General features: G+C 51.2%; 10 protein-coding genes, 1 tRNA gene and 1 pseudogene. 6 read left to right on the top strand and 6 right to left on the bottom strand.

What is annotated here, in order from left to right:
- Together P9L94_15945 and P9L94_15940 are read right to left on the bottom strand one after the other, a co-directional pair.
- Positions 1 to 269, bottom strand: a 269-nt coding sequence (locus tag P9L94_15945; GenBank protein MDP8245576.1) for a hypothetical protein, incomplete at its 3' end; no start/stop codon positions are given.
- Positions 270 to 293: 24 nt separating this feature from the next.
- Entirely contained in the window at positions 294 to 1,478 is a 1,185-nt protein-coding gene (locus P9L94_15940) for a SpoIIE family protein phosphatase (protein MDP8245575.1), read from the bottom strand.
- 186 nt (positions 1,479 to 1,664) lie between these two features.
- Here P9L94_15940 and P9L94_15935 point away from each other — a divergent pair.
- From P9L94_15935 to amrB, 3 genes and pseudogenes are all read left to right on the top strand, one after another.
- A pseudogene (locus P9L94_15935) lies at positions 1,665 to 1,760 on the top strand (prepilin-type N-terminal cleavage/methylation domain-containing protein).
- A gap of 734 nt (positions 1,761 to 2,494) precedes the next feature.
- A tRNA-Pro gene (locus tag P9L94_15930) sits at positions 2,495 to 2,568 on the top strand.
- Positions 2,569 to 2,621: 53 nt separating this feature from the next.
- Positions 2,622 to 3,881 (top strand): AmmeMemoRadiSam system protein B, encoded by a 1,260-nt coding sequence (amrB, locus tag P9L94_15925; GenBank protein MDP8245574.1) that lies wholly within the window; start codon positions 2,622 to 2,624, stop codon positions 3,879 to 3,881.
- 5 nt (positions 3,882 to 3,886) lie between these two features.
- Here the strand turns inward: amrB and P9L94_15920 are convergent, their stop codons facing one another.
- Together P9L94_15920 and P9L94_15915 are read right to left on the bottom strand one after the other, a co-directional pair.
- Positions 3,887 to 4,372, bottom strand: a complete 486-nt coding sequence (locus tag P9L94_15920; GenBank protein MDP8245573.1) for a MerR family transcriptional regulator — start codon at positions 4,370 to 4,372, stop codon at positions 3,887 to 3,889.
- A 347-nt stretch (positions 4,373 to 4,719) separates the two neighbouring features.
- Positions 4,720 to 5,103, bottom strand: coding sequence for a hypothetical protein (locus tag P9L94_15915; GenBank protein MDP8245572.1), 384 nt, complete (start codon positions 5,101 to 5,103; stop codon positions 4,720 to 4,722).
- A 231-nt stretch (positions 5,104 to 5,334) separates the two neighbouring features.
- On the opposite strand from P9L94_15915, the gene P9L94_15910 reads away from it, so the two are divergent.
- On the top strand, positions 5,335 to 7,359 hold the full coding sequence (locus P9L94_15910) for a glycosyltransferase family 39 protein (GenBank protein MDP8245571.1): 2,025 nt from the start codon (positions 5,335 to 5,337) through the stop codon (positions 7,357 to 7,359).
- A 25-nt stretch (positions 7,360 to 7,384) separates the two neighbouring features.
- Positions 7,385 to 8,671: a UDP-N-acetylglucosamine 1-carboxyvinyltransferase gene (gene murA / locus P9L94_15905; protein ID MDP8245570.1), complete on the top strand. Its 1,287-nt coding sequence runs from the start codon at positions 7,385 to 7,387 to the stop codon at positions 8,669 to 8,671.
- A 273-nt stretch (positions 8,672 to 8,944) separates the two neighbouring features.
- Here the strand turns inward: murA and P9L94_15900 are convergent, their stop codons facing one another.
- On the bottom strand, positions 8,945 to 9,481 hold the full coding sequence (locus P9L94_15900) for a DUF1572 family protein (protein MDP8245569.1): 537 nt from the start codon (positions 9,479 to 9,481) through the stop codon (positions 8,945 to 8,947).
- Between the two features lie 164 nt (positions 9,482 to 9,645).
- On the opposite strand from P9L94_15900, the gene P9L94_15895 reads away from it, so the two are divergent.
- A complete protein-coding gene (locus tag P9L94_15895) occupies positions 9,646 to 11,481 on the top strand; it encodes a hypothetical protein (GenBank protein MDP8245568.1) in 1,836 nt (611 codons plus the stop codon).
- A gap of 7 nt (positions 11,482 to 11,488) precedes the next feature.
- Here the strand turns inward: P9L94_15895 and P9L94_15890 are convergent, their stop codons facing one another.
- Positions 11,489 to 12,136 carry a hypothetical protein gene (locus P9L94_15890; protein ID MDP8245567.1) on the bottom strand — a complete coding sequence of 216 codons (648 nt, stop codon included), beginning with the start codon at positions 12,134 to 12,136 and terminating at the stop codon, positions 11,489 to 11,491.
- Positions 12,137 to 12,228 lie beyond the last annotated feature (92 nt).

Here is a 12,228-nt window from a genome sequence, read left to right as displayed (position 1 = left end):
TGCAAAAGTGAGGAAATCGTCGAAAAGAGAATGGCGTTTGTCGGCGGATACCAGAACCAATATCCATCCAAGACCGGGTCGGCCCATACGGCGCCGCCCGCCCGGATGTGTTGGGCTGTAATGATGTCGCGAAAGGCGTCCCAGGTAAGGACGGTAAACATCTGGTTGTGAGGCGCTAAATATCCGCCATAAAAAGCGCTCAATATTAACGCAAGAAGAGTTGGATAAAGGACCGATGGACGCAGCCAACGCAGAAGGGATTGGTTCATTGCGAGTCCCCTATCCGGCGGCGCTCAAGTCAGTTCCGCCACGAAGAAGGTGATGTCGTCTTCCATCGGGCTGCCTTCGCTAAACTGGTTGAGGCGCGTTTCCATCAGCGATGGCAGCGAAGCAATCGGTTCTTTTCTTGAATCCACCATAAAATGCTGCATTCCGTCGAGGTTAAACATGGTCCCTTCGGCGTTGAAGGTTTCGATAATTCCATCGGTGTATAATCCCAACCGGTCGCCCTGATGGAGTTTTAAGGTTGAGGATTCAAATTTGGCTTCCGGGCGAAAGCGCAAAAAGAACGAACGCGGCCCGCGCATCGGCTCGCACACGCCTTCCCGCAAGTGAAGCATTGGCGGGTGTCCGGCGTAGCTGAATTGCATTTTCAAATTGGCCAGATCAATAATCGCGATTTGCGCGGTCACAAAATGTTGCGAGGGGCCGTATTCAAACAAATATTTATTTAAGCGCTTTAAGATCGTGCTAGTGGTTTTACCAATAGAACTTTGACGAATAAATGACCGGACAATCGCCATCGAAATCGAAGCCTGGGCGCCGTGGCCGGTCACGTCGGCGATGACCAACATGATGCGGTCTTTGTCTAACATGATGGCGTCATAATAATCGCCGCCGGCGTACGCGCAGGGCGAATAAAGCACATGCAATCGAATGCGGGGGTCCATCGGCAGTTCTTTGGGCAACAACGAACGCTGCACCCGCGCCAGTTCCATTTGGTCGAGCACCATCTCGTCCATCTCCTTCATCACGTGGGCGCAATCATACGAGACCCGCTTGAGCCGATCGGTCAGCAGGTTAATCATCCAAGACGAAAATTGACCGTCGGACAGCATCTTTTTAAATTCGGCGCCGGGAACGCGCAACGCCTCCGTCGGTTCAATCGCGATCACGCTGGCGCTGCGCGGTGTATTTTGAATCACGCCCATTTCGCCGACGATGTCGCCCGCCTCGAGATGACCGACCACCTTGTCATTGACCACGACGGTACAGCGTCCATCTAAAATGATGTACAACGAATCAGAGGGATCATGCTGTTTCATCATCAAACCTTTTGGTTCATACGATTGCAGCGACGCCTGCCCCAGCATGATGTCTAACAAGTTGTCGTTGAGCAAAGCGGCGAATGCTTCATTGCGGCGTTTTAAAACGCTTAAAACGCTTTGAGGATCAATCGCTTTTTCTTTCTTTTTCATTCGCGCCCGTACCCGTTTCTAATAGGAATGCGTTAAGACTAATGCAAAGCAGTAACCATCACAAGCGGTTACAAGAATTGACAACTTATGACGGAAATAGTTTGTGTATTATATAAAATACTGGTAATATTCGAGCATAATCAGTATATACAATTTCACTGATTCATATCTGTGGGAGGATGTTGAATGCGGAAGCAACGGGGATTTACTTTAATTGAACTGCTTATCGTCGTGGCGATCATTGGAATTCTCGCCGCGATCGCCGTACCCAACTTCTTAAACGCGCAAATGCGCGCCAAGATTGCCCGCGCTCAGGCGGACATGCGCAACACCGTCACTGCCATCGAACAACTGCGCCTCGACCGGGGCGTGTTATTAGTCGATTTTTGGGATGACGACACCGACTGGGGCGTTGAACGCATGCAAGATATTTTTGGCGGCGTCGGCGGCGCAGCGCAAAATGACCGCGGCGGAATGGCGGGGCTGTTTGCGCCTTTGACCTCTCCAGTCGCCTATATGTCGGGCTTGCCGTTAGACCCGTTTTTTTCTAATGCGTCAGGTAACGACACAGGCAGCGCATTGATCAGCGCCGACCTCGTCCCGCCCTACACCTACATGTATGCCGACAATGACCCGCAAGGCGCAGGTGAGGGCGATATCGGGCTGGCGTATTTCAAATCGGGTAATAATGAAGTGTTGCAAGGATTGGGCTTGCATGCGCTTCGTGAAGGGCAATATGTATTGCTCGGCGCAGGCCCCGACGGCTCACGCGGCGCTTACAACAATGCGTTCGGCATGGGCTTCCCTTACGACGTATCTAACGGAACCAGCAGTTTCGGCGACGTTGTTTTAATTCAATAAAACCGATATCCCATCAAAAGTATGGACGGGCGGGAAATTCCCGCCCGTTTTTGGTTGAAAATTCACCAAGTGAGCAAACATCAAATTTGAGCAATGATTTTGCCCATTTGACTTGATGAAAATTCGGTTTGCGGGTACGATTGCTTCGCAATGTTCGGGGCGTAGCGCAGTCTGGTAGCGCACCTGCTTCGGGAGTAGGGGGTCGCTGGTTCGAGTCCAGTCGCCCCGACGTTGACTGAAATCTTCGGCGTCCCTCGGGACGCCGTTTTCATAGAGGCGCTTGTGAATTCCTCTACCCTATCCACTTCCCGACCTGATTTACACCGCCCGCGGGTTCGCGCCGTCGAGGCTTTCCCCATCAGTGAAAATGGCGAACAACGCATTTGCCTGCGCGACCCGCAACGCATCGCCGAACACGCGCTGCTCTTGCCGCAAGCGGCGGTGTATATCGTTTCGCTGTTTGACGGCACACGGACGCTAGAAGAAATCCAACAAGAAAGCACCCGCCAACTTCAGCAAGTGCTGCCCATGCAACAACTGGAAGAACTCGTTCTCAAACTCGATTCCGAATTTTACCTTCATTCACTGACATTTGACTCCGCAGTTTGCGAACTCGAGCAAGCCTATCACGCGGCGCCCAACCGGGCGGCCTTTCACGCCGGGCAAGCCTATGAAGGCGACCCGGAAAAGTTACGCGCCCTACTCAATCAATTACAAGAACAAGCCCGCCAGCAAACACAAACGCCTTCGCCTGCGAAGATGCTGACCGCTCTGGTTTCTCCACATATTGATCTGCATCGCGGCGGACTGGGCTTTGCCCATGCTTATAACGAAATTGCCGCCGCGCCGCCCGCCGACCTGTATGTCGTATTCGGCACGGGACACCAAAGCCGCGAAGGCCTGTTCATTGCTACCCAAAAAAGTTATGACACGCCGCTGGGGCTGATGCCGACCGACGAAGCCTTCGTCGAGGAGTTTAACCAACGCGCGCCGTATGACGTATTCGTCGAAGAATTGCTGCATCGCGACGAACACTCCGTCGAGTTTCAATCGGTGTGGCTGCGGCATGTCCTCGAAGACCGCAACGCAAAGATGGTTCCCATTCTGACGGGATCGTTGCACCGCTATGTGCGTGACGGCGTTTCGCCGCGCGAGGACGTGCGCTTTGCCGGGGCGCTCGACGTGTTGCGGGACATGATCGAGAACTATCCGGGGCCGGTCTGCGTGATCGCCGGGGCCGACCTGAGCCACGTTGGTAAACGCTTCGGCCATGTGGAGGGAATTTCTGAGAAAGAATTAGCGCGGGTGGAACGGGAAGACAAAGAACTACTCGACGCGATGGTTGAATGCGACGCAGAAGCGTTTTACCAGAGCATCGCCATAAAAAAAGACCGCAACAATGTGTGCGGCCTTTCTCCGATATATATGTTGTTGGATATCACCCGCCCGAAACAAGGGCGCCTTTTGAACTACGACCGCGCCATCGAACAGGATACCGAATCAGTCGTAACCTTTGCGAGCCTATCGTTCTATAACGACTGACCGCCTTACGCCGCCTTGGCGACCGCTTCGCGGGTATCGTCAATCATCTTCCTAAAGTCATACACCATCACGCCGAAGAACTTCTGCCCTGGGGTGCTAACCAGCGAAATGGCTTCTTCGCCGCCGTTGACTAATGCAAACATGTCTTGCCCGTCGGTGACGAAGAACAATTCATGCTCTAACGGCTTTTCGATGAATTTGGGCATATTGCGCCGTAGATAGGAAATGCCCCGGCGCACTTTCTGCATACTCAAGCCTTGCTTGCGCAGCTGAAGAAACCAGCGCAGCATAACCAGGTCGGCGAAGGAATAGAGTTTGTGCTTTCCGCAGCCTTGCGCCGGACGGATGCTAGCGCGAATCAGCCCCGTTTTCTCATAGTAATGGAGACGGACGGGGTCAATTTTGATGTCATCCAAACGGCGGATGAGTTCTATCACCTCGCCGGACTGAAAAGCAGACTTTATAGGTCGAACATTACTGTCTTTCATCATCAGTCCTCAGCGTAAATTTTAGGTTGAAGTCAAAAATAGCGCACCACCACGACATGGAGATAACATTACACCCCACATCATAGCACAGCTATTGACAACCGGGAAAGGAAAAACGCACCCAAGCCCCCGCTTGAGCGGTCCGTCAACCCAAAAAATATCGCCAAGTCCATGACAATGGCGTTTTCCGGCGATCATGTTCCGCCGAGAAAAGAGAGACACCCGGCCTTTGCCGTCAAAGCCGACAAGGCCGAGCATATAATAACCAGTTTTTTTTCCGTTCGGTAGTCACCCAATCAAACCTGCCGATTTTCCAGCAGGATGAAATGGTGTTACAAACGGAACAACAATTATTTCTTCTTTGTGACTTTTTTCTTGGCGGCCGTTTTCTTCTTCGCTACAGTTTTTTTGGCTGCCGGTTTTTTCTTGGCTACGGTTTTCTTTTTCGCAACCGTTTTCTTTTTGACCGCAGTTTTTTTCTTGGCCGTGGTTTTCTTGGCTGCCGTTTTCTTTTTCGCGGTCGTTTTTTTCTTGGCTGCGGTTTTCTTTTTGGCCGTGGTTTTCTTGGCAGCGGTTTTCTTCTTCGCTGTCGTTTTCTTTGCAGCGGTTTTTTTCTTCGCCGTGGTCTTCTTCACTGCCGCTCTTTTTGGCGCGGCCTTTTTCACGGTTTTCTTCGCTGCGGTTTTCTTTTTGGCCGTGGTCTTCTTCTTGGCGCTCGAAGTTTTTCTGACCATCCTATTCCCACCTCGTTTCTTCGTCCCTATCTCTTTTTGATTGGAACGGATTGGAAATTTTTGTATTCCCTAATGTTATATTACCATAAATATCATGTTGTCAAGAAAAAACTTCATGTTTATCGAAAGAATTTATAACCGCTGTTCTATTTCCATCCCACACATTTCATTGCAAAGTGAACCAGAATATGCTTCATACTACATGAATACGCCAAAAAGAAAAACAAAAAAATGCGTCAACTTAAAAAAAAATCTGCGACCCCTCAACAAGCCATTTTCTTTTTCAGCGCGTTATTGATCGCGTTAGGATTTTTATTTTGTTGCTCCAACGCCGATCCATCGCTCTTACGCCGTTTTCATTTTTTGCGTTGGGTGCGTTTGTTTCAAGCGCAGTTAGTCAGCGGCATATTCCTCCTCACATTGATCGTCATCATAGCTGATCTCTTTAGACATTTTCGCGCGCGCACAAAGTTTTCTTCAACCGCGTTGCTTGCGTTGCTCCCATTCGCTTGCTTGATCGCAAGCATGTTTCCCTTTTGCAGTTTGATTGTTTGGGAACGCCTGATGTATGAAAACTGGATGTGGCTATGCACGGCCTGGACGCTTTCGCTTGGGTTGTTTTTTTCAATCTCGCTGTGGGCGCTCTCATACAGGGAACAAGCATTTGAAGCAATTGCAGCAGGGTTCAAACGCATATTCGCTTTTGCAGTCCAACCAAAAACCCACAAGGCGGACATTGTATATCTTGCAGTGGTTTTTCTTTTTGTTTTTGTGATTGGCGTAACGCTGAACCATGTTTTGCTCGGCGGCATTCCCCATGTGCATGACAGCGTATCGCAATTCTTCCAAGCAAAAATCTTTGCGCGCGGGGCCTTTACGGCGCCAACCCCAGAGACGCTGGTTTTTTTTCAACGCTTGTATATTCTTACCGACCAAGGACGATGGTACTCGATCTATCCACCGGGCTTCACGCTACTGTTAGCGATCGGCGTCGCGGTTGGATTTTCAAACTTAGTAAATCCGTTGATCGTTGCGTTAGCGGTCCTGCCGCTTTTTTTTCTTGCACAACGAATCACCAGTGCGCCGCAAGCGCGGCTTGCGGTCGCGTTGTACGCAGCGTCGCCGTTCACGCTCATCATGGCCGCCGGCTACATGAACCATCCAACTTGCTTGCTTTTTATTTTGATTTTTTTCTGGGGCCTGCTTAATTCTTTGAGCGCGAAATCAAAAAAACATTTTTATTTTTGGGGAGCCGTCGCCGGGTTCGGCTTGGGATACGCCTACCAAACCCGGCCGTTGACCAGCTTCGCGTTTGGCATACTGGGCGGTTTGTGGTGGCTGTTTCATGAAAAACGCAATCTGATGAAACGCACCGCATGGACGGCGGTCTTCCTGCTCGGCGTATTACCGCCCGTGTTGTTTCAATTCACATACAACGCAAAAACAACCGGTTCGCCTTGGATCAGTCCCTATCAAAAACAATACAACGGCATCCCACTGGGCTTTGGCGATGTTGCCTGGATTTCAGGCGAAATCATGCCGAACCGCAAGAATACCGTCCACCATACGCCGTTGCGCGGCTTCTCGAATTCGATGCGCAATTTGAACGGGCTGAATTATTGGCTGTTTGGTTGGCCCGCGCCCTGCCTCGTTTTCGCGGCGGCTTTGTTTCTGCCTGGATTCAAACGAAACAATCTCGACTGGCTCGTTTTGGCGGCGGCGCTGTCGCAATCGGTCGCGTATGCGTTTTACTTTTATCAAGATTTTTGTTTTGGTCCACGGTTTTTATATGAAACCTCCCCATTCTGGTTCATACTCACAGCGCGCGGCATTTCGGAACTATGCGGAGCGCTGCCTGAGTGGTTCCAAAAATCAAAACAGGCAGTACAAGGCGTTGTGATTGCTCTTCTAGCGTTTTGGTTCATCTGGGCGTTGGCGACGGCATGGCCGGAACGGCTGCGTGACGTCGGTGATGAATACTGGGGCGTACGCGACGAAGTTTACGCGCAAGTAAAAAATGAATTACAAGATGAGAACGCGGTTATTTTCGTTGAGTACGATTACGATTATTATGCGGTGTTCACATTGCTTGATCCTTGGCTAAAATCCGGTTGGATCGTCGCATTGGATTTAGGCGATGAAAGAAACCGCGCCTTGATCGAACAGTATCCGGGATGGCCGGTCTATCGGTTATACTTGAGCGAAGATGCGCCGGATGACGAGACCATCACCTTGATTGAACCGTATCATCCATAGAACGCAACCAAACGAAAGATGACTCATGGCGAAATTTGTTGTTGAAGGCGGCGTTGCGCTGCAAGGAACCATTGAACCCGCAGGAAACAAAAACGAAGCGCTGCCCGTGCTCGCGGCGTCGCTACTGACGCGCCAACCGGTTACGTTTCAAAATGTGCCTGGCATCGGCGACGTAGAATCGTTGTTTGAATTGCTTCGTCTCTCCGGCGCAACAACAGACCGCACCGCACCGCACCAGGCGACCATCGACGCCTCCATCATCGAACGCACCGAACTGCCGATTGATCTCTGCCGGAAAATCCGGGGCTCAATTTTGCTGCTCGCGCCGATCCTCTCGCGCTGCGGACGGGTCCGCTTGCCCTTCCCCGGCGGAGACCGCATCGGACGGCGACGCATCGACACCCACTTGCAAGGCCTTCACGCCATGGGCGCGCAAGTAGACTACGACAGCGAAACCTATCATGTGTGGTGCACAGACCGTTTGCGCGGGACTGACATCCTTCTCGATGAAGCCAGCGTCACCGCTACGGAAAATTTAGTGATGGCCGCCTCACTCGCGCGCGGCGTGACCGTCCTTCGCAACGCCGCGTCAGAACCGCACGTCCAACAACTGTGCGCGTTCCTTAACAACCTCGGCGCAAAAATCAGCGGCGTCGGTTCTAACGTGTTGACCATCGAAGGCGTCGAAGAACTCGGCGGCGGCGAACACACGATCGCAGCGGACTATCTTGAAGTCGGAAGTTTTATCGGACTCGCCGCAGTCACTGGTGGAGAGATTCTCATCAAAAACGCGGCGCCGGAATACTTACGCATGGCGCTGCATCAATTCAGCAATCTCGGCATTGAAGTCGAAATTCGCGGCAAGGATATTTTCGTCCCCAAAGACCAGCCGATGGAGATCAAGCCGGACATCCACACTTCACTCATTAAAATCGACGACGGCCCCTGGCCTGCCTTCCCCGCTGACATGATGAGCATCGCGGTGATTATCTCCACCCAAACCAAAGGGACGGTGATGATCTTTGAGAAAATGTTCGAGAGTCGCCTGTTCTTTACCGACCGTTTGATCGCGATGGGCGCCAACATCATTCTTTGCGATCCTCACCGCGCCGTCGTGGTCGGGCCGACCCCATTGCGCGGGCAAAACATGAGCAGCCCCGATATTCGCGCCGGGATGGCGCTGCTGATGGCGGCGTTGTGCGCAGAGGGAACCAGCGAGATCCAAAATATCGAACAAATCGACCGGGGCTATGAACGCCTCGACGAACGCTTAACCTCACTCGGCGCTAAAATCAAACGGGTTGAAAATTAAAATTAAGGTTCTTCCGGTAAGTGAGTACCTGGACTGATAGATGCCTGAATTTTGATTACGGAAACGTATTCCGACCTATCAAAAATTGACAAGTCAATTCAGGCATGGGTGCAACTCTGTAAGCGCCTGTGCATAAGGGCCTGAAAGCCCGCACTGAAGCGAGCGGAGTTGTACCCATGCCACGCGCAACGAAAGATCAAGTTTTTATGAGATAGCTTCTAGAAATCTCAATTCAATTTGTGAAAAAGTATCCAATTTACGGAAGAACCAAAATTAATTCTTGACGGGCGGGATGAACGTTTTCGATTGTTCTTTAGGAATCGACAGGCATTTCCACCAAGCGCCTTTGCGTAATTTCGCAATCTGGACAATCTGACCAACGTGGTAGCCATAGTGTGAAATCTGGCGGTGAATGGCTTCGATTACGGTAAGCTGTTCGCCGCGAATGGCGACGTGGTTCAGCACTTCGTCTGGTGGGATGCTCTGCAAGGCATGAAACACACAGGCCCAGCCTTCTTCCCATTGCTGAAGAAGCACATAGCGGTCAATCGACTCGACAGGCATAAATTCGCGGTCACGGTCGCGGCCCTCTTTTTCGCCGTCCGAGGTCAAAAAATCCGTCCAGCGTGAGAGCATATTGCCGCGCAGATGTTGAACGATGACTGCAATGCTATTGGTTTCAGAGTCAGGCATCCACAACAACTCCTCATCGGAGAGTTGGTCAATCGCTTTTTCCGCCAACGTCTTCATCTTCTCGAAGGACGTCCGCGCTGACTCAATGAAATGCGCACCGATATGTAATTCTTCCATCACCAAGCCTCTTTGTACCTAGTACCTACAAAATATCGGCAACTAGCAAAAATATCTAAAGAAAAGTCTTTGATGTAATATATTGTACATGTATTTTATAAAAACGCATAATTCACACTATAATGGCCTTTTTTAATTAACGTGAATCATAAGAAACAGGATATATGTTTAATATTTTATGGGGTTTACTGCAATTTATATGGGTATGGGCATTCGGCGCCTTATTGTTGCGCAGCTTGCCTGTTTTTATCCCGAAGTCGTATCGTCTCGCGGTCGCGTTTTTGCTTGGTGAGACGGTGATTTCATATTTTTTGCTGGTTATGGGGCTTCTTGGCTGTCTCAAACCGTCCGTCATTCTTCCCGTTGTATCAATAACCGCATTGATATCAGCAAGCGCATTATTGAATGAACTCAAGCCAGCCGTACGGAGGCTTCCTCGCCTTGTGCGCCTCTCTCCCGTCGCGGCTATCTTGGTTGGGCTGTTTTTGCTGACCTATATGGTCGCGGCCTGTGTGCCGGAACGGGAAGTGGATTCGCTTTGGTATCATCTGTTCGTACCGCAGTTTTATCTCAACCACGGCGGGCAAATTCAAGAGGTTCCATTCAACCTGCCGTCGCATTACCCCATGAACGCCCATTTGCACTACGCCGTCACTCTCATGTTGGGCAATGATACGTCAGCCAAATTTTTTACGCTCTTCCATTTCGTTCCGCTGCTGATTGGGCTGGCGGGCGCCGCCAAGCGCTACGCGGGCAAACAATGGATGCTGCCTGTCTGCGTTGTCCTGCTGGCCTGCGTTCATTACAAACTACCTGTGATGGTCAACGTGTACCGCCCGCTGCAACTCTCGCTCTTGCTATCAACGCTGTTGCTGTTGTATCACTTTGAAAGCGGACGCAAGGCGCCGTTTTATCTTGCGGCCTTATTTTGCGGGATGGCGCTCGGAACAAAATTCACCGCGATCTTTTTTGTATTCGGCGCCCAGATTGTTTTTATGATATTGCGCTGGGCGCTGCAAAAGCGCACCCATACCCTCAGTCGATTGAAAGCCATTACGATATATTCATTGATCGCCTGGGCGATGGCGTCGCCGTGGCTCGTGAAATCCTACATCTATACGGGCAACCCGTTTTTCCCCGCGTTAAGCGGCGTCTTCAACACCAAGCCGCACTATCAAGCCGTTGCCGAAACCTACGCCAATGTCCACGGGCTGGCTCCATTCAAAGCGCACACCATCATGGAATGGGGGCAAATGGTGTGGAACAACATCCAGTGGGCGATTTTTAATACCGATGTGTTGTTTAGCATGGGCGTTGTCGCGCTCCTCTTTATGCTATTCATACGAAGCAAGCGCGGCTTCAATCCCGCGTTGGCGGCGCTGTGCGTCTATCTGTTTTTTCCGTTGTTGTGGGGACACGCCGTCGTACGCTTATTTTCAGCCAGTTACCCAATCGTTGCCTTGGCGATCATTGTTTTTTTGCATGGACTGACTCAGCGGGCCAAGCAACGCGAGTTTATGGTAAATGCGATTCTGATTGCGCTGGTCGCGTCATTTGCCATGAACAAGAGCGCGTATTTTTCATCTCCGAACCTAAAATGGCGCGGCGAGATCCGGCTGAGCGAGCCTGCCCGGCGCCAATGGCTGTCAGAACGCAACATCATGCCGCAACATTTATTCGACATGAAAGATTGGATGGATGTCCGCTTGCGCAATGAGGCGAAGATTTATTCATTCAATAGTGAATATCCCTATTACCTCGATCAAAAAATCTATTTCAGCGACGAATTATTTGGAGAGCAATTGCATCTCTGGCTGGAAACCGGTCCCGAAGAAGCAGCCAGTCAATTACGGCGATTGGGGGTTGAATGGTTTTTAGACGGCGGAAAGCACTACGACCGCCCGCCGAAACATTTGAAGAGCGACTGGGACCGGTTCCGCTTTATTCATTTACGCGAAGAACACCGTGAGGGCGACGCGGTGTTATACCGATTTGATTGAGGAAACACTACCGGCGGATGACTTCAATCGAGACCTGGTAGCCCAACTGGTTATTCGATGAGGCGCCAGGGAAATCCATCAGCGCCAAATAGAGCGAACGCGTCGAGCGCGGAACCACAACTTGACGGCGCTGTCCAACCAAAAATGGCGTCCGGCTGTTATTAAACAAACCAATCAGCGCGCCAATCGGCGCCTGAATCGCATTAATATTACGTTCTGGCCCCGCCTCAATCTGCGTAGACCAACCACCGGGGCCAAATTCAACATTTCGATTGGGGATATGGCGGGCGACCCCGCTCGCGTAAATGTCTAAGGTCTCGCCGCCGTGAATTATATTTTGCAGCGCTTCGATCGGGCTGTTCTCCGGCGCGATATCCTGCATGTGCCCGTCCGGGCTTTCTAACACGACGCCGTCTTCCGCGCCAGCCAGAAAAATATTGGTCGTTGCAGGAACAAAAATCGAATAGGTGCCCAGGTAACCAAATTCCCGCCGCGAATCAATCATCGTAGGAGCGTTTAAAAACGAATCGCGCGGGGTCAGGATGTCAGGGTTTGGAATGGTCACGTTACAGCCGGAAAACACCGCGCCGCCGACCGCCAACCCGAACGCGCGCCGCGATACAACCAGCGCTTTGGCAGGGTGAAGTTTTGTCATGAACTTGTTACTCCAAATTTGGGGGCCCTCTCAGCCAATCTCATATTACACTGATTGTAGCATAAGAAGGCCCCGCATTGGAATCTCTATCT

The organism is Candidatus Hinthialibacter antarcticus (genome assembly GCA_030765645.1).
Taxonomy (GTDB): domain Bacteria; phylum Hinthialibacterota; class Hinthialibacteria; order Hinthialibacterales; family Hinthialibacteraceae; genus Hinthialibacter; species Hinthialibacter antarcticus.
This window is presented reverse-complemented; position numbering and strand designations above follow the sequence as displayed.